The organism is Niallia circulans, assembly GCF_007273535.1.
GTDB lineage: Bacteria > Bacillota > Bacilli > Bacillales > Cytobacillaceae > Niallia > Niallia circulans_B.
The window spans coordinates 74,795-96,968 of record NZ_CM017506.1 but is presented as its reverse complement, the minus strand read 5'-3'; the positions used below and the strand labels follow the sequence as shown (position 1 = coordinate 96,968).

The 22,174-nt window shown below is 30.4% G+C and carries 16 protein-coding genes and 1 pseudogene; 7 read left to right on the top strand and 10 right to left on the bottom strand.

What is annotated here, in order from left to right; genetic code table 11:
- Positions 1-1,970 precede the first annotated feature (1,970 nt).
- Positions 1,971-2,249, top strand: a complete 279-nt coding sequence (locus CEQ21_RS00995; RefSeq protein WP_185762712.1) for an autorepressor SdpR family transcription factor — start codon at positions 1,971-1,973, stop codon at positions 2,247-2,249.
- Between the two features lie 179 nt (positions 2,250-2,428).
- On the opposite strand, the gene CEQ21_RS00990 is transcribed toward CEQ21_RS00995, so the two are convergent.
- The 3 genes from CEQ21_RS00990 to CEQ21_RS00980 form a co-directional block, all read right to left on the bottom strand.
- On the bottom strand, positions 2,429-3,415 hold the full coding sequence (locus CEQ21_RS00990; RefSeq protein WP_185762792.1) for a DUF3231 family protein: 987 nt from the start codon (positions 3,413-3,415) through the stop codon (positions 2,429-2,431).
- Between the two features lie 371 nt (positions 3,416-3,786).
- A complete protein-coding gene (locus CEQ21_RS00985; protein WP_185762791.1) occupies positions 3,787-4,737 on the bottom strand; it encodes a sensor domain-containing diguanylate cyclase in 951 nt (316 codons plus the stop codon).
- Positions 4,738-5,096: 359 nt separating this feature from the next.
- Positions 5,097-5,885 (bottom strand): YtvA family blue-light photoreceptor, encoded by a 789-nt coding sequence (locus tag CEQ21_RS00980; protein WP_235907127.1) that lies wholly within the window; start codon positions 5,883-5,885, stop codon positions 5,097-5,099.
- A gap of 2,176 nt (positions 5,886-8,061) precedes the next feature.
- Here CEQ21_RS00980 and CEQ21_RS00975 point away from each other — a divergent pair.
- Positions 8,062-8,685 carry a DUF1796 family putative cysteine peptidase gene (locus tag CEQ21_RS00975; protein WP_185762790.1) on the top strand — a complete coding sequence of 208 codons (624 nt, stop codon included), beginning with the start codon at positions 8,062-8,064 and terminating at the stop codon, positions 8,683-8,685.
- Positions 8,686-9,481: 796 nt separating this feature from the next.
- Here CEQ21_RS00975 and CEQ21_RS00970 read toward each other — a convergent pair.
- The 3 genes from CEQ21_RS00970 to CEQ21_RS00960 form a co-directional block, all read right to left on the bottom strand.
- On the bottom strand, positions 9,482-9,925 hold the full coding sequence (locus tag CEQ21_RS00970; protein ID WP_185762789.1) for a hypothetical protein: 444 nt from the start codon (positions 9,923-9,925) through the stop codon (positions 9,482-9,484).
- A 162-nt stretch (positions 9,926-10,087) separates the two neighbouring features.
- Complete coding sequence (locus CEQ21_RS00965) at positions 10,088-10,345, bottom strand: hypothetical protein (protein WP_185762788.1); 258 nt, start codon at positions 10,343-10,345, stop codon at positions 10,088-10,090.
- A 74-nt stretch (positions 10,346-10,419) separates the two neighbouring features.
- Positions 10,420-10,947, bottom strand: a complete 528-nt coding sequence (locus tag CEQ21_RS00960) for a GNAT family N-acetyltransferase (protein WP_328593447.1) — start codon at positions 10,945-10,947, stop codon at positions 10,420-10,422.
- 756 nt (positions 10,948-11,703) lie between these two features.
- Here CEQ21_RS00960 and CEQ21_RS00955 point away from each other — a divergent pair.
- The 5 genes and pseudogenes from CEQ21_RS00955 (at position 11,704) to CEQ21_RS00935 (ending at position 16,738) form a co-directional block, all read left to right on the top strand.
- Positions 11,704-12,261 carry a recombinase family protein gene (locus tag CEQ21_RS00955; protein WP_185762787.1) on the top strand — a complete coding sequence of 186 codons (558 nt, stop codon included), beginning with the start codon at positions 11,704-11,706 and terminating at the stop codon, positions 12,259-12,261.
- Positions 12,262-12,318: 57 nt separating this feature from the next.
- Positions 12,319-13,764, top strand: a pseudogene (locus CEQ21_RS00950) (Mu transposase C-terminal domain-containing protein).
- Complete coding sequence (locus tag CEQ21_RS00945) at positions 13,757-14,566, top strand: AAA family ATPase (protein ID WP_185762786.1); 810 nt, start codon at positions 13,757-13,759, stop codon at positions 14,564-14,566. Before CEQ21_RS00950 ends, CEQ21_RS00945 begins: the two are co-directional and overlap by 8 nt.
- Positions 14,567-14,846: 280 nt before the next feature.
- Positions 14,847-16,013 carry a YaaC family protein gene (locus CEQ21_RS00940; RefSeq protein ID WP_185762785.1) on the top strand — a complete coding sequence of 389 codons (1,167 nt, stop codon included), beginning with the start codon at positions 14,847-14,849 and terminating at the stop codon, positions 16,011-16,013.
- 122 nt (positions 16,014-16,135) lie between these two features.
- Positions 16,136-16,738, top strand: coding sequence for a recombinase family protein (locus CEQ21_RS00935; protein ID WP_185762784.1), 603 nt, complete (start codon positions 16,136-16,138; stop codon positions 16,736-16,738).
- Positions 16,739-16,947: 209 nt separating this feature from the next.
- On the opposite strand, the gene CEQ21_RS00930 is transcribed toward CEQ21_RS00935, so the two are convergent.
- The 4 genes from CEQ21_RS00930 to CEQ21_RS00915 form a co-directional block, all read right to left on the bottom strand.
- Entirely contained in the window at positions 16,948-17,475 is a 528-nt protein-coding gene (locus CEQ21_RS00930; protein ID WP_185762783.1) for a hypothetical protein, read from the bottom strand.
- Between the two features lie 508 nt (positions 17,476-17,983).
- Positions 17,984-18,886, bottom strand: a complete 903-nt coding sequence (locus tag CEQ21_RS00925; protein WP_185762782.1) for a GumC domain-containing protein — start codon at positions 18,884-18,886, stop codon at positions 17,984-17,986.
- A 117-nt stretch (positions 18,887-19,003) separates the two neighbouring features.
- On the bottom strand, positions 19,004-21,052 hold the full coding sequence (locus tag CEQ21_RS00920) for a DNA topoisomerase (RefSeq protein WP_185762781.1): 2,049 nt from the start codon (positions 21,050-21,052) through the stop codon (positions 19,004-19,006).
- A gap of 65 nt (positions 21,053-21,117) precedes the next feature.
- Positions 21,118-22,146 carry a DUF3991 domain-containing protein gene (locus tag CEQ21_RS00915; RefSeq protein ID WP_185762780.1) on the bottom strand — a complete coding sequence of 343 codons (1,029 nt, stop codon included), beginning with the start codon at positions 22,144-22,146 and terminating at the stop codon, positions 21,118-21,120.
- Positions 22,147-22,174: the final 28 nt, after the last annotated feature.

Here is a 22,174-nt window from a genome sequence, read left to right as displayed (position 1 = left end):
CATTTACCAATGAATTTCTTATTTACTAACAAATCTGTACAAAAATCTGTCACTTCTCTCATAAGGTAAAAGGAAAAGTTATATTTTATATAAATATTTTGATAGCATATATTTTTAAATTTTTAATCAATCATTGGATTATTTCATTAACTTTGTGAATAAATGTACTTAAACAAACCTGCCCTATTAGTTCCATAAATTAAAATGAGCTGAAATTATCAACTCGGAGATCTCTCACACTTCAGTGTTCAAGAGTCTTATTATTCTACTGCTCATTTTAAGTATTTATATATATATTCCAATTAGTATGTTATAGTCAACCAAAGGCTAAGGTCTCCTAAGAACTTCCCTAACCATCTTCTTTGTTACTTTAAGAAGATAGTTTTTACCAAACATCAACTATTGTTTTCCTCATTATAAAAATTAAAAACTACCTCCTTTTCACACTATAACTGAAGTCGCTCTTTATATTCCCATTACCTTACTTGTTTTTGTAAAAACATCCTTAAAAGAACGGAGAGAATTTTGAATCCTTTAAAATCCCTTAGTAATGATGCAATACTATTTGCGCTTTTAGAATCTATACGTCTAGATTTACCCTTAGAATTTATTCATATGTTAGAGCATAAATTAGAAAATAGAACGCTCTTTAAACCTGATTTATAATAATTCTTTCTTCATGTTATATAAGAAAGGGTACTCTACATTTATTACATAACCTTTCGATTAATTTATTTTAAAATTTTCAGCTTCATAAGATAAACATAGTATCTATACACTAAATACTAAGGAAAAATATAGGAAAAAAAAGATGAAAATAATATTCCACTCTTTACCATAAGTTATCTTACCACTTAATAAATATATATTTTCAAGAAAAGTGGTAAATAAAGATATAAAAATAATAATCCAGAAGGGATTCTTATATCTTTTTATAAACCATATTAAGTAACTTGCTAAAATAGGATATATACCTAAATTAAAAGGCAAAAAGTGAAATGTATTATTCGAGGAGCTCACCTTCCATAATTCTAAATAAAATATTGTTTCATTTACAGTAAATGCTACGATTGTGGAATTATTAATTTATCACGTTTATAAAGATGAAAGTATCCCACCAGCCAAGGCAATATAAAAACCAAAATAATAGTAAGACTCATAATATTTCCTTTTTATTAATAGTATAGTATTTCCTAATTCAAACTAATTTGTCTAAACGGCTATTTAAGTAATAACTTTAAATTTAAATGCTTATTGAACTATCTGCCATCTTAGTAACACAAAAAACATTTCTAAATCGAGACTATTTGATAGTCTAATTCTTATCAATCGATAAGGATAACAGGATTTACATATAGCAAAATATTGTGTTATCGTTTTTATAAACACACAATATATTGGGTCCTATTAGACTGTTCTTAGTCACCTTCCCTTTATACAATGAAGGGGGATAAGAAGATAAATTCATGTCAACAGCCAAGAATTTAGACTATTTCGGTAATATCTCGTTCGGTCAAAAAGTTATATACAACTGTAAAATACACTTTTGTTTCTTTAATCATGAAAATGGATTATTAGAAATAATAGATCCTGATACAAACTCTATTTTTTTAGTTAGACAAAAATCACTCGTTTATAGAATTAAGTAAGCCATCAATAGTTAGCATTGATGGTTTTGTTTTATTTCACCCTTCTTTCAGTCCCGCTAGTTCAATAAGTTATTTTTGCTTCATTTGAAAAGTTTGCACTAGCCCATTCACCCTCAGTCTTAAACAACTTATACACACCATTATAGTTCGTCGGCGATTCTTCTACCCAATTTAGGAGAGTACGAATAATTAACTCTTTATCTGGAAAAGATTCCGGGTATTGCCATTTCCATTTATTTTTTAGCCATGTTTACTTTTTATGGTATTCATAATAACATATAGTTAAATAGCTATATGTTATTATGAAGGGGGCTGGATAATTTGATTGATGCTTATAAAGCACTTTCAGATACTACTAGAAGAAAAATTTTAGAACTTCTGAAGGAACGGGATATGACTGTAAATGAAATTACGGGGTATTTTAACATATCGCAGCCAAGTATATCTCATCATCTCTCTATTTTAAAAAACAGTGGGTTAATTGAATCCAGTAAAGAAGGAAAGTATGTCAAATATTCATTGAATTTGACCGTACTTCATGAAATGATGGGATGGTTTATGAAGTTGATGAATAAAGTGGAGGAAGAAAAATATAAGTAAAGCCATCAATAATTAGCATTGATGGTTTTTTTGTTTCATCCCTCGCTTATTAAACTGCCTCATTTCTTCCACAAGCAGTTATTCATTTATTAGAGGAATACTGCAATATTATACTCTAATAAAAAGACTGCCTAAGCTAAGTAGCAGTCCTTCTTTTGACCATTATTTTAACTCACTAGCTAATGACTATCAATAGCGTGTGGTGGTCTTTCAAACCAGGCATTATTAATTAATAAATTCAAACCATCTTCTGCAAAAAGACCAATTTCACCAAAAAAGCGAGTATAATCAGCAGCAATATCACGTCTTAATGAAGCTGACAAGGCAGTTCCATAATTTCCTACACCAGCAGCTGAAATCAATGAGGTATGATACATCATTAACTTATCCGAAAATGGAGTTTCTTTAATTGGTAGAACCAAATCATCCCAATTGTGTGGTGATGGTAAGGCATTATCTTGTAAGTAACTAGTAAAGATTTCAATATGTTTCTTAGTAATATTTTTACCTCTTTTCATATATCCTTTTAGATCAGCACAATGAACTACTTGACCGAAACCTGTCAATAATGCTGATGCCAAATGATTAGTTTGTATATTTGAATACAAGTGGGTTATTTCCGCAGCCATTAATGGCCTTTGTTTTCCCAACCAACCTGCTAAGAACCCTTGTGTTTCTACCATATCTACTTCTTCTAGATAGGGAATATAGGGAGACCGAATCTCTAATCCCCTAGTTAAAAGTAAATCAGTTGTCTCATTAAATAATTCCATAGTAGATGCGATACATGACATAAAGTGTTCTCTTATATCCTTCCGAAAAGTATGTGGTAGCACCACCCCATAGGTTGCTAAAGCGCCCTTTGTCATTTGCTTTGTATAAATAAGAAAAAATTCATCAGAGAATAATCTTGGTGAATCAACATTAACATCTTCATCCGTAAATCCTTGTGGGATAGCATGGCCTTCTTCTTTAAAAATGTTTGTAATAACTTTGACATGTTGATATGACAAGTCTAATGCATGTTTTAATATAGCTTGAGTTTCTTTATCTTCAACTTTTGCCAAAAAGTATCTATACACACAAATAAAGAGAGAATCACTTATATAATTGGCCCATAACCCTCCAATTTCAGAGGAAGTTAAACGAATATGGTGTTCTTTCATAAAAATACCTCCACTTTTTCAATAAAGGTATTTTTTCCAAATTTTTTAAAAATATATATTTGATTTGAAGTTTAAGTATTATAAAGAGATTTTTCTTTTAGGTATGCAACCAGCTTTTTTGTATGGACTTTCTGGAGATTAACATTTTACATTATTTACAATATTCACATTGCAAATAATCGTTTATATAATTAATTTAGGATTAGTCTCCCATATACTAATCTATTCTGGGGAGCAATTCATGATTAGCTCCCCAGAGAACTGTTTTCAGAAACAAAAAAAGCCCCAAGTTTGGGACTTTTTTGAGCAAGTCTTTTTATTATTACATATAGAAAACATATGAAATTGGTAGAAACAATATGCTGGAAAATTTAAAAATATTGATAAGTATTTTTACCACTTGATTTTGCTCGATACAAAGCGTTATCAGCTTTTTTTAGTAACGCAGACAAAGACTGTTCCTCTTTTGTATAAGAAACTATACCAATACTCGTGGATAAGTAAAAATCATTCGTATGAAAATCCCAAGTGGATAAACTAAGGATAAGGGTAGTTGCTATATCATCTATCATTCCTTTATCAATAAGACCAATGAGATTAACAACAAATTCATCTCCACCTAAACGAAAAACAGCACCACTTAAAGTACTCTTACGAATTACTTCTTCTATCCTTAGTGAAACTTCCTTTAAGACAAAATCTCCTGTCTCATGTCCTAATTTATCGTTAATTTGCTTGAAACCATCTAAATCTAAAAAGAGTATTATGCCTTCTTCTCTTGTATGTTGTTGAAAGAACCTTTCTAAGGAGTATCTGTTATAACAACCAGTTAAATGATCTCTACAAGCCATACTTTCTAACTCTAAATAGTACGAAAACATTGTTGCTAATTTTTCTATTAACTTGATACTATCAGCATGAAACGTTGTAGCTTTCTCTTGAACTGCACATAGGGTCCCAAAAACTTCTCCATTTCTTAGAATTACTGGCACTCCTAAATAAGCATTTACATTGGTTGCTTGGTAAGTTCTTTTTAATTCCACTAAGCTATCTTCCTTGCTAATATCTGTATAAACCAAAGCATTCCCTTTGGAAAAGTTAATCCTAGTACAAACTGCGGAATGGAGTGGAATACGTGCACCCTCATTAATATGGATGTTTTCCTTATTTTTAGCAACCTTTAAAATGTGCTGCTCCTTATTTGTAAAAGCACTTAAAAAGAAATAACCCTCCGGTATTATATTTTTTGCTAAGGTAAGAATGTCTATAGCAAGCTCATCGAAATTTTCGTAAAATTGATATTCATTTAAACCTTTTTTCATCTAGTATAGAACTCCTTGTACTGTAACATTGGTTGATTAAGTCTCGTTTTTTTAGTATTTCCCTACTTGATTCTATGTAATAAAGAAGTTTTTCTGCTTTTAACTTATTCTCTATTTCATCTTTTAAAAATTGAAGGTAGTATTTAACACTAGATTTTCTACTAAAATCCTTCACTTGAATAATTTTTTTACTTTATCGGAATTGTTTATCGAATTCCTTGCTAAATCTAAATAAAGACCACCAATAATGGAGGTCTTAGTTAGTATGTATAGGCAAAAGAATATATCTATAGCTCGTATACTATAATATCAAATTCAATAAGTAACATTAATTATGATTTTTCAATTTACACCGTAAATTATATTTTATTTAGCGAAATAAACTCTAATGCTTTTTCACAAGTATTAAACGTTGTTAAATTATTTTCATAACTAAATTGCTTTATATCCCTAGCCATTTTTGGCTTAATACCACTTATTACTAATTTAGCTCCCATTAATATTAGTATTTGGTTGATTGTATTTAAACCATTGTTAACCACTTCATCGTAATTTTCTAGGCCCTGTAAGTCAATAATAAAATATTCTTCTTTCTCCTTAGAAACATAACTAGCAATTTGGTTTACCAAACGATGAAATCTTACTTCTGTTAAATCGCCAATAATTGGTAGTATAGATGCATTTTCTAGAACCGAAATAATTGGTGTAGAAAGATCATTTACTTCTTTTATATATTGCTTTATTTCTTCTTCATGTCTTTTTTGAGTAGTTATATCCTTTTGCAATCCTACAAAGTATAAACTCTTACTTTCCCCAACATAAATCGGGTGTAATGCCAACTCATTCCAAAACATTTCTCCATTCTTTTTAAAATTCCTTAAAATAACTACTATAGATTCTTTTTTGGCAATAGCGTTTCGTAATTTATCAACTTCAAGCTGTTCCGTATCGTCTCCCTGTAAAAACCTGCAGTTTTTACCTACAATGTCATTTGAGTGATAACCAGTTAATTTTTCAAACCCTTGATTTACGTATATAATTGGATTATCTACCTGATTGGGATCAGTAATGACTATTCCTGTAGATACCCGATTAATAACTTCCCTTAGGAATTCATTTGTATACATATCTTGTTGAATGAGCTTCAATCCTACACTCCTTTCCAACGAAAATTCTATATTTACTCTCATATTGTTCCGTCTTAACTTAACACGCTCTGTATATATGTACAACTATAATGATTCTGTTTCTTTTGGCCTGGTTCTTGATTTATATGGTATCATTATTTACACTCATTGTTTAAATTTTTATAACTATTAATAAATCAATAGAAATACTATTTATCCAACAAAGCTTCTCTATATTCCTCACCCGCTAGAAAACATTGTATTGCGATTCAATTACTGCTTTTTTGTCATGTCTTTTCACCATCAAGATTCATTTATTATATTATTAAGTTGATTTTCTAACTTATAATTCTTGAATATAATTAAATTATCCTCTTTTTTAATGCCTATTTATCAGGAAACCCTTTATTCTCCAATATTCTAATTTTAGTTGACATTTGTCTCCATTCACTATTATTAATGTCAAGAAGTGCTTATCAAATATGCTAATTTGGTAAATTTAATGTGCAACTGACTTTTTGCTAAATAGAATCTTCATCGAAAAAAAAGAAAAACCTCTAAATAATAGAAGTTTTTCATTCGTGTATACATTATAACAATTATATGGAATAGTTTACGAATTAGAACGTAGAACTTATAAGTATTTTCCTTATCTAGAAAGCAACATCTAAATATTTTTCTGACTTATTTTAACTTAGCATCAATCTAATATTTATATTTTGTCCATACTTACTCTCCATATAAAAAAATATATAAAAAGTATAAAAATTGAATGGGTAGAGACAATTTTATACTTCCTCTATACATATATTTATTATATAACACTAAAGGGGAAATAGTATAGATATATTTTATATTCACGCTTTATGTGCCCCACTCTATAAAATTAATAAAAAATATATATAATATAATACACAAATTACCTGATTGTCATTTTAATCAGGTAATTTTAAGATGTATATCCTTCTAGAAAGTAAATAATCACATTGATGTGTTTGGAATCACAAATTATTTGTGTTTTAAATATAGGTGAACACGATAAGAATGGAAAAACTATCTTATTACTGCTACCTTTTAAACATTATTACCTATATTAGAGTTTATATACCTTATAAAAAGTTATTACAATATATTAGTTTTTTCCATAAGTCGTAAAATAACTTGAGAGTCTATTTTTAGGATACATCCCAATTTTAAGGCAGACTTACTATAATGATGGAGTTAGACCAAATATCACGCTTAATGCCCTACTATACTGATTAGGGCATTTCTTTGTTTCCTGGATTTTCTAGATTGGATATCAATAGGATGTAATATAGTAATTTTTCTTTAATATAATTAAATTTTATAAGTGATGTAAAGCACTTTATATCAGGTAATTAAGTAAAAAGACTAATTTAAAGTTGGGAAAATTAATTGTAGCAAAATTAGGAGTATTTATTTACTTTGTGAAAACATGTACTTAAACTAACCTGCCATGTTTCTGCCATAAGCTAATTTTCTTTTATTACTGTGGATGGAGTTAGTGCAGCCATTTTATCCTCTATTTTTAGTATTGTTATTATCGCTCTTTCGGTTGAAATAAAAAAAAGAGTTAAACAACCCTTACGCAATACTACGCCTACTTTTGTAACATTAAATGGAGAGTTATAAAAACCCTATAGATTACAAATACCTCACCTAAACCGAGTAATCTGGTCTAATCTCCAGATTGCTCGGTTTAGGTATAAAATTTACTTGTTATATGAACGGCAACTAATAAAAATTTCATGCTTTTAATCTGTAGAAAATTATAAAATAGCTGCATATAATGTATTACCCTTCATTAATCACAAAGTGTAAAAAAACCTTATTCAGCCGAATAAGGTTTTTTTACACTTTGTTTAAACTTTTTAAGCTGAAACGGGTGCACCTACTGAAGGTACACCCCAGCTAATAGTAGAAAGTTTGGAAAGAAAACTGGTCCCCCGACCTTACAGAAACTTTGTGACTTCCACACCACATTAATAAAGTATTCTTTATAAGAAAATAAAGCACGGCTCTTGTCCAAGTAATTAGTATATATTAATAACAAAAAAACTTGGAAGGTAGTCATGCCTTTTTTTAACAAATTAAACATACGTCCATGCCCTTTTTAATAACAAACATCTATTATACAAAGATGTTGATTTATATTTTAATTAAGGGGAAGATCCATTTGAAATTAGACGAAATTAAAGGTCCATATAATGCTATATTTAGCCTGGGTGAGAATTGTATTCCTGCTTTAAAATTAAGAAAATATAACTTAAGACAGATGGCAGGTCCTTTTGATTGGGTAGGAACGCCAAAATTAAAAAATGTAAACGCATTAATAAATACTAACTTTGCTAATTTTTTAAACCTGAGTAATTTAGTCATTCCACAGTACGCATCTACCGAGGATGTCCTGGTTGTGGATTCCGTAAATTACGTATCCTTTAATCACGATTTTAAAACAGATGTTAATACATTAACAGATCTTCCAAGCTTACCACAGGTTCAAGAAAAGTATTTCAACCGTATCAATAGGTTTATGACTATGCTTACTACCTCACAACGTTTATTATTTATTAGAACGAACGCTACCACAACAGATATAATGGAGTTAGAAAATATACTTTCTCGAATGGTAAAAAATGAATTTTCTATCCTTGTTGTCAACCATACCCATGTTAAGGAATTACTAGAAGTAGACTGGAATATCAATAATGTATGTACTATTGAGCTGCCTAATGATGAAATTTGGGAAGGAAATAATAGTTGGTGGGAGTTTATTTTTCAAGGAATAACCCTAGCTTAAATACCCTTTATATATTCTGAAATTTTTTACTAACATGTTTTTCGTTCTTTCTTCCACATACCATTCATATAGCCATAACTCTCTCCAGCTAAGGTGTACTTTAAAGGTACACCTTAACTATTTAGGTAAAAAACCCTTCTAGAAAGAAGGGTAGAAAAGTAAATAATATAAAAGGGGAAGTTACATAAATATTATATGCTAGTTCAAATAATTGGTACGGGCTATTAGTTTTAAGTATCTAAAGGCAAAAAACGAAGACAATCCCTACAATTGTCTTCGTTAAAACCTATCTTATTGGGACAGGTGATATTATGTCTATATATAATATTCATGTTATTTACTTTTGTTACAATACGTTTTTAGCTAGTTGCTTTACAAACACTTATATGAATCTGTAAAAAAATAAATTGGTGTACCCAGGGAAGGTACACCTTTAAGGAAGTTTTTAATGAGTAGGAGGATTATCACCTAATATAAAATATGATTCCTTGTCCATTGTGGAGACGGCGATTGTTCCATTCTTATAAAGTTTCGTAATACTTCTAGTCTGTGAATAAATACACTTAAACTAACCTGCCACTTTAGCGACATAAGAAAGGCACCTTATATTTAAGGAAAGCCCCCGATAGCTTAAGTGTTTTTATTCACAAAGATGTTTTACACAACTCTATTTACAGAGAATGGTACTATATTTTGAATCGATTATTCTAAACTAGAACAAGTTATTAATACCACTACTAAGTATTAAGTTTCTTTTACTATATGTTTATTGTTAATTACCGAGATTATAATTATATTATTCTGTAGAAAGAATACTTTCACAGACAGCGAAATAATCATAATCATCGGTTTTCTTATACTTCTCTAAAATATTCTTTGTTACATCAATAGGTAAGAGTACATTATCCTCCAACTCAGAAATAGATAGTGTTTCAATTACCTCTTGATGAAACTGACTAAGAGTTGGAAAAGTCCCATCTTTCCTATATTCCTTTTCCTTTTTACTTACTAGAATTGGTAGTTCATGATATTTTTTAGGGTCAATATCAAATTTTAAAACAATAAAGTCTATATCATTTTTATCAATATTTTTATTATTTTCTACCATTTCCACTAATAAAGAAGTAACTTTCTCTAGTTTTTGAGTTAATTCAAAGATATCATTATCAAGTCTATCAATTTGTTCAATTTCTTCCTCCATTTTTTTAATACGGTTTTCTAATTCCTCGAATTTATCCATATATCCTCCTGAATAGTATTATTCTAATAATTTCATTTTTATTATAATTCTTTCTTCAACTAAACTGCCATGTTTCTTCCATAAGCTATTTTTTTCATTTATTCAGGAAATCTTCCTTTAATGAGGTCTCGAGTTATCTAATTTAAATCTCATTAATTAATATCAATAAGTTCTCTCAGCTTTTTTTAATAAGAATTGTTCTACCGTTAAAATCTTCTCCGGATAATCTTTATACATTCCTTCTGTTAAATACTTCAAGGCACTGTAGTACTCTTCAGCGCACTCATATAACGGGTTATCTTTTATATCCTTATCTGGTAACATTGTATAGATTAAATATAACCTCTCGACAGTCAAAAAGTAATTTTGCATTAATGCTGTAATTGGATCAGGAATGGACAGAGACCTTACTTCAGTCATAAAAACATGCTCCCCTCAATAACTATTTATTATAACTTTCTACACATCTATATAATTTCCCCGATTGTGTACCTCTACGAGTTGATGATCCCATAATAAACCAAATCTAAATAAAGATTATCTTTCTTTACCTGTTCGATTAAAACTCCTTCTTCTCTCATTCCTAGTTTTTGCATAACTCTTCCTGAGGCTGGATTTGTTTTAAAGTAACGAGCATATACTTTGTGTAAATGTTTTTCATTAAATGCAAACCATAAAATTGCTTCTGCTGCCTCTGTTGCAAATCCATTCCCCCAATATTCTTCGCCGATCCAGTATGCTATTTCACCATTGTTAAACTTTTGATTGTTTGATAGTGCTATAGCTCCATATAACTCACCATTTTCCTTATCAGTTATTGCAAATTCATAAAACAATCCATTCTCAAGCTGGTTTTTAATCCAAGATTTAGCATCATCTACTGAATATGGATAGGGTAAATGAAGTGTATTTTTATAAATATTATAGTTATTACAAAGTTTTGCGACATTTACTGCATCAGATTCTTTAAATAATCTAATTACCCAGCCTTTTTGTAGTAAACATCTTATTGCTTTCATCATATTTCATATTAAGAGTCCCCCAAGACGAAATGCTTTTTACTTCATATAAAGAAAAAAACAATATTTTATTTGAGATTTTTCCTACTTTTATCATAATAACTATACTCCAATATAAAGAAAAAACCTGCTTCAACAAACCTGCTCTGCAAATATATTTCTAAATATCCCTTCTAGAAAAGGTTTATAATAATTGAGGAGGGTTTATTTAAGTTTTAAAATCATTTCATATTGCTTAGATAGAACCATGAGATAAATTCATAATTCTAAACATAAAAAATTCTCTAAAGTGCGTATTAAATAAAGTGAAAATTCACTTTATTTAATACGCACTTTAGAGAAATCGGAAGGGAACAAAAAAGTAATATCAAAGAATCACTTAATTGCTCCATCAGGTAATAATAATTATATAACAGGAAACAAAAAATTAAAATATAGAAAATGGAAACTTTTTCAATTGTTTATTGTATATTTACACAGCATTAAAATACATGTTTTTTCATCATTTATTGAAACAAATTAATATCAATTCTCTTTCGCTTTATTATTTAATTATTCAGAATTTGCAGATATAACAACTCCTGTTTCGGAATCCGTTGTAACAAAAACGGTCATTTTTGTTACAAGAACAGTTTTATGTATAATTTGACGTTAAAATAGCATTCTAGTTGTAACAAAAATATGTAACAAAATTAATATGTAACAATACTATTTTTATGCCTTTTTTGATACAATTAATCTGAAAAGGAAGTGAATTTCATGAAATTTGGTTATATGAGAGTTTCCACTATGGATCAGAATTTAGATCGTCAGGAACAACAATTAGTAGAATTTGGATGCGAGAGAATTTTTTTCGAAAAAGTAACAGGTGCGAAACGAAATCGGCCAGAATTAAATCAATTGTTAGAATATTTACGTTCTGGGGATACAGTTGTAGTTACAGATCTTACTAGGCTATCTCGTTCTACTAAAGACTTAATAGAGATTGCTGAACTAATTGCAAAGAAGGGTGCAAATTTAAAAAGTTTGAAAGAATCCTGGCTTGATACTACAACAGCCCATGGAAAAATGCTCTTTACTGTTTTTGCAGGTATTTCACAGTTTGAGCGTGACTTAACTTCTGAGCGAACAAAAGAAGGAATTCTGGCTGCAAGAAAACGAGGGAAAGTACCAGGGAGGCCGCCTATTGATAATGAAAAAATAAATTTTGCTTTTTATTTAATGGAGCAAGGTATAACACTTTCTGAGGCAGCAGATAAAGCTGGAGTATCCAGAATGACTCTTTACCGCAAAATGAATAAATCCAATAATGATTAAAAATAGGAATAGAGCAACTAGTAATTAGTTGCTTCCATTTCTAAAGGAGTTGTTTATATGAGTGAACTTCCCCCACTAACTTCATTTTCAGAAGAACAAAGACAAAAGGCTATGGATAAATATTGGTTAATTGCTCCTTATCTTAATCAAGAAAAAACACTGAAAGCTATTGCTGAAGAAACTGGCATTACCAAACGAACACTTCATAATTGGATTAACAAGTATAACCATTTAGGACTAAGGGGACTGATTCGTAAAGGTCGTACGGATTCAGGAGATTTTAAAGTTGAGAATAATGTATTGGAAGAGATAAAGAACCTAATATTCAATCATAGAAGGAATTCGGTCTCTTCTATCCATTGAAAAATATGTGAAGTATGTAAAAAGAAAAATTGGAAACAACCTAGTTATTATCAAGTCTATTCCATTTCGAAATCTCTTTCACCTAGTCTTAAGAAGTTAGCCTATGAAGGGAATAAAGAATATAAAAACAAATATGATTTGATATATCGACGTGAAGCAAACTACCCCAATGAAATTTGGCAAGCTGATCACACTCTACTAGATATTATCGTGTTAAATGAAAAAGGAAAACCAGAAAGGCCTTGGTTAACAATTATCTTAGATGATTATAGTCGAGCAATTGCTGGGTACTATTTATCCTTTGAATCCCCCACTGTAATAAACACATCATTAGTTTTACACCAAGCAATATGGAAGAAAGGAAATCGTGATTGGCCAATATGTGGCATCCCAGAAAAATTCTACACAGATCACGGAAGTGATTTTACCTCCAAACATTTAGAACAGGTAGCAATTGATTTGAAAATTAACTTAGTCTTTTCGACTGTAGGTGTTCCTAGAGGACGAGGAAAAATTGAAAGGTTTTTTTTAACGGTAAATCAATTGTTTTTGCAAGATTTACCTGGTTATTTAGGTAATCAAACCACCCAGTCCCTACTCACAATTAAAGAACTTGATGAAAAATTTTCAACCTTCCTTATATATAAGTATCACCATAGGATTCATGGCACAACAAAAAAGGAACCAATACATTCTTGGAATAGTTCAGGATTTCTACCTAATATGCCAGAAAGCTTAGAAACTTTGGATTTATTATTACTAAACGTAGCAAAACCAAGAAAAGTGCATTCTGATGGTATCCATTTTCAAGGCATGAGATATATAGATACAAATTTAGCTGCGTACGTTGGTGAAACTGTGATTATTCGTTACAACCCAAGAGATATTGCAGAAATTAGAGTATTTTATCAGGATAAATACATATGTACTGCCATTTCTCCTGAAATCTCTGATTATACCGTAGATCTTAAAGAAATTGTTTCTGCCCGAAATAAAGTAAGAAAAACTTTAAAGAAACAACTAGAACCTAGAAAATCTGTCATAGAAGAAGTTAGAGATTCCAAACAAGAAGAATATACAATCCGTCCAGATAGACCTGATAAAAAGAAGTCAAAACTAAAGAGGTATCTAAATGAATAAGGAGCAAAAATTTATTGAAACAAAAGAATATAAACGTTTTGCAGAATTTTGCGATGCTTGTATCAAATATAAATATATAGGTATTTGTTATGGGGTTCCAGGTGTCGGAAAAACCTTATCTTCAAGGTATTATACAAATTGGGATACTATAGAGAAGCAAATAGCTTATAAAAAAGCAGATGAAATTCCTTTAAAAACGGATGGAGCAATTCTTGAGGCCAACACTATTTTTTATACAGCTCCAGCAGTACGAGCTACTAAAATGACTGACAATATCAATACTTTAGGATTTAGAATAAATATGTCAAAGGCGATGTATAAACTACATACTACGGGCGAAGAAGAATATTATTCAGATTCCTATAAAGATATAGATTTAATCATTGTCGATGAAATTGACCGATTAAAACTGCAAAGTTTAGAACAACTTAGGGATATTTATGATCAAAACAACGTAGCAATGATATTAATTGGAATGCCAGGGATTGAAAAACGATTAGCTCGTTATCCTCAACTATACTCTAGAATTGGTTTTGCTCATGAGTTTGACAAACTAAGTAAAGATGAAGCTCATCATATACTTGAGTATAAATGGGAAGAGCTTGGACTTTCTATAAAACTTGAAGATTTTTCTGATTATGAAGCCATAAGCAACATCATAAAGATAACAGGAGGGAACTTTAGGCTTATACAAAGACTATTTACACAGATAGAGAGAATTCTTGAAATTAATAAACTTACTACTATAACTACAGATGTTGTTGAAGCCGCAAGAGATAGTTTAGTTATTGGAATTAAATAATAGTAAAAAAGCTATCTTTTATTATGGATAGCTTTTTGTATTAATGAAAAATAACTATTAAAATAAGTGAAAAATAAAACCAAAATTTACACAAGCTAGAAAATGTTCAATCAGGGTTGTTCAAAATGTTTTTTGTGAATTCGCTAGTTTGGATGAAAGAAGTTTAATATATTTAATGATTCAGAATACCGAACGGAGAATTCAGTACAAAACAGGTTAGCTATTATATAATAAGGAATTATCTGTAATGAATCATAATATTTTTTGGAGGAATACCCATTTGAGAAAAAGTGAACGAATAGTCGCTGAAAATCCGCAAGAGATGGTTTGGCTTAGATTCAATCGATTAAAAAGTTTAAGAATGTGTGAATCCTTAATGAGGGAAAAAAATCTCAACTTATCAGAGAAACAAAAGTTGGAAGATGATTTAATTAAAAAAAAATCTGTCGGACTTTCTTCTGCGATTGAAAGTGCATTAGGTTTTTGGAACTCAAGTTCTGAAAGTCTAAATGCAAAAGTATTATCTCGATACTATGCTTTGCTTCAATTGACTATTGCTGAGCAAGTTAGCTCTGTAAAAAATAAAGACGATTTGGAAAAAATTCAAAGACATACAGAATTTGGCCATGGTTTAGGTATTATTAGAAACTTAAAAGATAGTTTCCCAAAAAACTTTTTTGTTTTTATATTAAGATCAGGACATTTCTATTCTTTTTCAAAATCATTAGACTTAAATATTAAAGATATTAGCTTTGAACGAAGACCAAGGGACTACAATTCGATAGAAAATAAAGAAAACCTTATTTCACTATTAGATCTTTTTAGATGTGTGCCTGAATTACAACCAGTGATCAATGACTACTTAAACGAATTACCCTTATCCTTTCAAATATCCTACAATAATTCTAAAAAAAGGATAGAAGCTAGAAATAAAGCTGTGCTAGAAGATGCTACTAGTAAAGAAAATCAATCTGTACCTAAAGAAAAAACAACTTATATTTCACTCATCCCTGAATCTGAAGAAATAACCCTAGAATATCTGAATGGATTAAACCTTCCGATAAAGAATATTGAAGAAGATAGGGATTTAGGTGATGAGAGAATTTTTGTTGGAGAATTTACTCACTCTGCGGAAGGATACTGGCAACGATATTTGGATACATATAAATCGACACATTCAGGAACTTCAATCATAGTACCAATTTTAAATAAGATAAGTGATCCAATATTAATCCATCTAATGATTCTATATAGTCTTAGTATAATAGTAAGGTATCTTCCAGATATTTGGTATGAAATTTCTTCAGGAGAGCTTGATCACATAGGTTCCTTAATTGAGTATTACTTATCAATTGTAGACAAAGTTATACCGTTAGAAATGCTAATACGTATAACCGAAAGAGACATAAACATTTCAATGCCAGGGAGTCTGTTTGGTCCAGTTTAAAGAGAGATAATATATATATATTGAAGGAAGGTGTTTAATGCCTTTCTTCAATAAGATTACTCCCTCTAAGTTCCATCCCCCCTATAGAGAACATTTTATTATTTATAAAGGATTGGTTATAAATGATCTTTGGATATGCAAGGGTTAGTTCTATAGAACAAAACTTAGACCGACAAATAAAAGAGCTGCAAGAGTATGGGTGCGAACGGATTTACTCTGAAAAGGCTTCTGGTAAGGATTTTAGTAGACCTGTTTTTCAAGAAATGCGTTCAAAAATGCGTTTTGGGGATGTGCTAGTTGTACATGATTTAACTAGGTTTGGTAGGAATAAAAAAGAGATAATGAATGAGTGGAAAAAATTAATTGATGATGAAATAGATATTGTTGTTCTAAATATGCCTATTTTAGATACAAGAAAATATAAGGAATTAGAAGGAATTGGACAATTAGTCTCTGATATTGTTTTATCCTTATTATCCTGGATGGCTGAAGAAGATCGTCGTAGAATCCGAACAGCTCAAAGAGAAGGTATTGAGATTGCAAAAGCTAAGGGTATTTATACAGGAGGCAAAAGAAAATATCATAAAGATGCAAAGGGAAAAGATAAGATCATTTATGATGAGATAGTCCGCTTAATTCAAGCAGGTGAAAGTGTTCAAAACATACATAAAAATGTAGGTGTGGCAAGGAATACAATTTATACGATAAAAAAGGAATTAAATTGAGGATTGCTCTAATGCAGTCCTTTTTTTATTTTTGGTATTTTTAATAAATCCCTTATTACTTAGGGATTATTATTAATTACTTATAGCATTGAATGCGTAGAATTTCATCAAAAATAATTAAAACGAACCTAAATTAGTTAGGTTCATTTATTTGTTATTTCAAAAGGATTTCTGGCCTATACTGACATTTACTTATTTATTGAGGTTAATCATATTAAGTTATTACTTTGAACAAATTTATAAAAGATATCGTCTATTTTAAAATCAAGATCATTTAACTGATCTACCTTATCAAAAGAATCTTCGAAACTACTAGTTTCAAGCTCAGCTCTTAATTGTTCTCTCTTTATATATAACTTATCAGTAATATCCGTTATTTCTTTTGGGAATGTTGATCTTGGATATAAATTAGTTACATTGGCTTTGATTTTAGAAATACCAAGTTCGTTTGTTAGCACTGAACGATGATTTCCACCACCAGAACCTACAAAATAAGTTCCCTCTGGAGTCTTATATAAATATAAACTCCTAGGATCAAGATCTTCCCAATCCTCAATTCCCTTGACCTTTTCCTTTAATTTTTCCATTTTATAATCATCTTTAATTGTTTCATAATCTAGAGAAAGAGCTATTATTTTTGATGGATCAATTTCCTGTATTCCCACTTCAATTGCTTGAAAGTTTCCATCAGTATATTTCGATAAAATATCATCAGCATCAAGCCACATTTTCTTCATATTATCACCCCTAATAAAATTCGTATATTAAATTAACTAACTTTCCCCAAAAAGCATGGTGAACTCTCACTAAAAAAGACGATTTATTATTTAACCTCTCTTTTTTTTAAAGATACGGATAAGCAACCTAATAAGAAAGAGCATAACAGCAACTTTAATCAACCATAGCATGGGACCAAAATTATCATCTACCGCATTACTTACTACATTACCAACTACATAATTATATATAAACAAAAAGGATATTAATATGATTGAGTACTTGATAAATTTGAAGGCCATTTTCTTTATCATAAATCCTTTCCTTTCTTACAAACGGTAACGGTCGTTAATAAGTTTGTAACTTTATAAGCAAAAATACCTAATGACAGGATTATTATCTCATAAAATGAGTCTTACTTGTTTTTTTAGCCAATATATTTCACCCTCGTTCAGGGTCAATAAAACAAAAACTACTTCTCAATTTTTAAAGAAAGAGATGTTTTCACATCTCTTTTTTTAAAATAACTTATAGTACCAGGTTATTATCCTTTTTAATTTGAGCAATCACAGTCTCTTTTAGTTTAATTAATGACTGGACTTGTAAATTTTTCTCCTTAATAAGACCATCAATATTTCTTTGTATATTTTCTTGTTCTGCTACTTTTGATTCCTCTATATTGCTTTGTTTAGTTTTAAGTTGTTTTGCTGTTAAAGAACCTTTTTTATATTGAAAATTAAGCTCTTTTGTTTTTCTGGCTGCTTCTAATTCAGCTACTTTCCTCTTTGATTTGTATTCAGCTATAAGGCTTTCAAACTTTAGTTCAATAGCCTCCACTTTATAAGAATTAACCGCCTTCTCTATTAGCTCAATATTATATTTTATCTCCTCTTTACCAGAGTTACCTGAAATTCTTTTTATTTCTGTAGACCTCATAGAAGTAATATTATACGATTCTGCTTTGGCAATTTTATTAATTTCATCCACTCTATACTTTTCTAAAGTATTCACCTTTTTCTCGTATCTTTGTTTTATCTTTTTAGTTTCTGCATCTAAGCTACTCAACGTTTTACTATATGTTTGCTTAGCTTTAGTTTCGTTTGTTTTTTTATCTTTTTTGTACTTAACTAAAGCATCATAGGTTAATTGACTTATCTGAAGCAATTCACTCTTTTTAGCTTCTTCTTGTTCAGCAAGCTCTGAATTGACACTTGTTTCTTTTCTGACTTTTGTCCCCTCATAAAATTCATACATACCTCTTTCTAGATAGTCTAAAATTTGGTTTTCCTTTGTCGGTATTGGATATTTTAATATCGAAACAGAAGACGCAGCCATTGCTTTTGATTCCAAATTAACTGGACCAATTAATCCTCCTATAGCTAAAGCTCCTGTTAAAGTTAAACTCGAAATAATTTTCATTATTGTTTTCATTAGTAATTCCTCCAAATGTTATTATTAGTTATTACCTTTTTGTTTCATGAACTCTTCATAATTATCTTCAGGCAACACCTCACCTAATAAAACAAGTAAGGGATACATGAGTATCTCTTACTTGTTAGCAAACTCGATCCAGTTTTTTTCTAAGTTAAATACAACATCAGCTTTGTAGGACTTTCCTTGCTTTGATTTTAAATTCACCTTTACTGTTTTTCCTGCAAAAAACTTTCCTGCTTCCGTCTTTGTAATTGTCTTTTTTCCTAGTTTCTCTAATCCATTTTTCCAAATCGTTGCTTTACATCCTTCTTTAAAACCAGAACAAGAGTAAGCTTTGCTATTTTCATAAATCGGCTTTTTACATTTTGGACATAAAGCTACTACTTCTTTTGCTGGAGTTGCTTCAGCTGAAAGTGATTTAACATTTCCTCTAATCTCCTCAGCAGTTTTCTGTAGTAATCCCTCTAATTCTTCATAAAAAGTATCCTCATCCAGCTCTCCTTGCTCCACTTGAGATAGCATTGATTCAAAGTAAGCAGTCAATTTAACGCTATATAAGGAAAAATCTTCAGGCATCATTTCAATAAGCTCTCTTCCCAAAGTGGTTGAAATGATTTGATTCTTCTTTTTCTCAATAAAACCACGTTCTACTAGTTTTTCAATGATGGAGTCCCTTGTTGCAGTTGTTCCTATCCCTTCAACAGTTTTCATCATGTTTTTATCTGATACTTCATCCAAAAATTTAGCAGCATGTTTCATATCATGTAATAAAGTTCCTTCTGTATATCTTTTTGGTGGCTGTGTTTCTTTTTGAATTAAAGAGTAATCACCTATATCATTTAAACTACTTTTACTTAATGTACCTTTCTGAAGAACTTCTCCATAAAGTTCTCTCCAACCGAGTTCCACTAATACCGTTTCTTTTGCTCTAAACGTATATTCTTGATCCATAAATACTGCTGTAGTTTCTTCTTTTAATGCATATGGGTAAAAAGCAGCCAAAAACCGTGTTGAAATCACATCGTATAAGATTGCTTCGTCCCCTGAAAGATTATTAGCTACTTTAGAAGTGATGATAATTGCCTCATGATCCGTTACCTTGGAAGGATTAACAAATGAGGATTCAATTTTATAACCATTGTTAATTACTTTACTTACCCACTCGTTACCAGAATGCTTTTCTAACAGGGCAGGAAGCTCAGAATCATTTGCAATATATTGAGAGCTTGTACGTGGATAAGTAACAAATTTCTTCTCATATAAAGCCTGTGTCGTGCTTAACGTATGAGTTGCGCTCCATTTATGTTTTTCATTCATGAATTTTTGAAGTTCAGTTAAATCAAATAGCTTTTCGGGTTTTTCCTTCTTATTTTTTGTATTGATTTCAAATGCTGTTCTGTTCCCAAGAGAATCTAATATAGATTGAGCATCTGCCTTAGTTAACTGAGTATCTTTATCTAATAAAAGCTCGTATTTGGCCCCATTTTTATCAGTGGCTACAATAGAGTAATGTACCACTTTAGAAAATTTTTCAATGACTTTATCACGATTAACAATCATTGCAAGCGTAGGAGTTTGTACACGACCAAGAGATAATACTTTACTGCTTTTACTTAACTTAGTTACCAGCATTGTACTATTCATACCAACTAATAAATCTGACTCTTCTCTTAACTTTCCAGCTACTGCTAAACCCTCATAAAGAGAACCATCTTTTGCATTATTAAATGCTTTAGTTAATCCTTCCTTGGTCATATCTTGAATCCAAAGACGTTTTAAAGGCTTCTTTACCCCACTTAACTTATAAATCTTACGGAAGATGTGTTCCCCTTCTCTTGCAGCGTCTGTAGCAATATAAATGAGATCAGATTGTCTCATCAGACTTGTGACAGTCTTAAATTGTTTCTTTACTCCTGGATTTTCAATAACAGTTAAAGGAATATCTTTAATGAAAAAAGGCAATTTACTAACATTCCCTTTCCAACCCCAATCCTCATTAATAGATTCAGGTCTAACACAACTTACAAGATGGCCAAAAGCAAATGTATAAACCTTCCCATCATTGCCGATATAATAACCTTCTCCTTCTTTATATCCTCCAGATAATGCTGTTGCTAGATCCCTTGCTACACTTGGTTTTTCACAAACAAAAAGTTGACTCATTTATTTTTTCCTCCAATTATTTTTTAAATGAAAAAAGCATCCTGTTAGGATGCTTAAAATTTATTTCAAATCTCTATCTCTTCAGATACGTTTTTTTTTATTGGTGATTGCACTCTTGCTTTGAGTTCATTATTCCAATCCCATTTAGATTGACCTTTCGGTAAATCAGGAATATCGGAATTAATAATAATTTTTTTCCCGTCTTTACGATGAAAATCATAGCTTTTTACCTTATCAATAAATTCTCTGCCAGCATTATCATTGTCTACACATAACGTAATGGATTCTAAGTTTTTTCCTGCCTTTTCTAGATCCTTCACCGCATTCTTAACTGTTTGAACAAAAGTTTCGAATTTTAACCCATCCATACTTTTTAGTTGGCAATTACTCAGTGTAGATCTATTTAAAGTAAGGTAGCTTAAAGAGTCAATTGGAGCCTCAAAAAAATATAAATTCTCTGGATATCCTCTTGTTATGGAAAATCCGTCATTAGTAGCTTCCTTAGTTGTTGGCAGTACTTTTTTAAAATAGGCACGGTCAGCATGTATTCTCTTTTCAACAGGAATTTCCCGTGTTCCTTGAAGATTTGCTCCTATTAGCTCTCCTTTGTCTTTCCACTTGAATACAACATTTTTATAGGAGTCCTCTTTAATAAAATCCATATCAACCAACATATCCACTAAATCAGCATCTATTTTACGTTCATCTACCAAGTATTTAATTACATTGTCGGTGGTAGCGCTCTCATCTACATCATATTGAAACTTATCTGGATAGGTAGGTTCTGGTGCCTTAAAAGCTATAAATTCTTTATCACCCAAGTCACTATTTATCTTCTTTACCGCAGTTTGAAAAGTAAGATTATGTACATTCATTAAATAGGTTACGGCATTGCCTGAAACGTTCTTACTGTTCCAACTGAAGTAATTTCTCTTTATATTAACAACTAAACTATCATGTTGTTCGTGTCGATAAAATTGATTTCCTTCCCTTTTTAATGGCTCACCAATTGATAATAAATATTCCAAAATATCAACGTTATTAGCTCTTTCCTTTTCCTCCTGAGTAACAAAATCTTTTACTTCTTGACTCAACAAAACCCCTCCCTATTTAAATTTTTTG

What these genes read in the sequence shown, in the direction of transcription:
- CEQ21_RS00920 (WP_185762781.1), bottom strand. Translation starts at nt 21,052, where the DNA reads ATGAGTCAACTTTTTGTTTGTGAAAAACCAAGTGTAGCAAGGGATCTA.
- CEQ21_RS00970 (WP_185762789.1), bottom strand. Translation starts at nt 9,925, where the DNA reads ATGGATAAATTCGAGGAATTAGAAAACCGTATTAAAAAAATGGAGGAA.
- CEQ21_RS00930 (WP_185762783.1), bottom strand. Translation starts at nt 17,475, where the DNA reads ATGAAGAAAATGTGGCTTGATGCTGATGATATTTTATCGAAATATACT.
- CEQ21_RS00925 (WP_185762782.1), bottom strand. Translation starts at nt 18,886, where the DNA reads ATGAAAACAATAATGAAAATTATTTCGAGTTTAACTTTAACAGGAGCT.
- CEQ21_RS00960 (WP_328593447.1), bottom strand. Translation starts at nt 10,947, where the DNA reads ATGATGAAAGCAATAAGATGTTTACTACAAAAAGGCTGGGTAATTAGA.
- CEQ21_RS00985 (WP_185762791.1), bottom strand. Translation starts at nt 4,737, where the DNA reads ATGAAAAAAGGTTTAAATGAATATCAATTTTACGAAAATTTCGATGAG.
- CEQ21_RS00990 (WP_185762792.1), bottom strand. Translation starts at nt 3,415, where the DNA reads ATGAAAGAACACCATATTCGTTTAACTTCCTCTGAAATTGGAGGGTTA.
- CEQ21_RS00955 (WP_185762787.1), top strand. Translation starts at nt 11,704, where the DNA reads ATGAAATTTGGTTATATGAGAGTTTCCACTATGGATCAGAATTTAGAT.
- CEQ21_RS00965 (WP_185762788.1), bottom strand. Translation starts at nt 10,345, where the DNA reads ATGACTGAAGTAAGGTCTCTGTCCATTCCTGATCCAATTACAGCATTA.
- CEQ21_RS00935 (WP_185762784.1), top strand. Translation starts at nt 16,136, where the DNA reads ATGATCTTTGGATATGCAAGGGTTAGTTCTATAGAACAAAACTTAGAC.
- CEQ21_RS00945 (WP_185762786.1), top strand. Translation starts at nt 13,757, where the DNA reads ATGAATAAGGAGCAAAAATTTATTGAAACAAAAGAATATAAACGTTTT.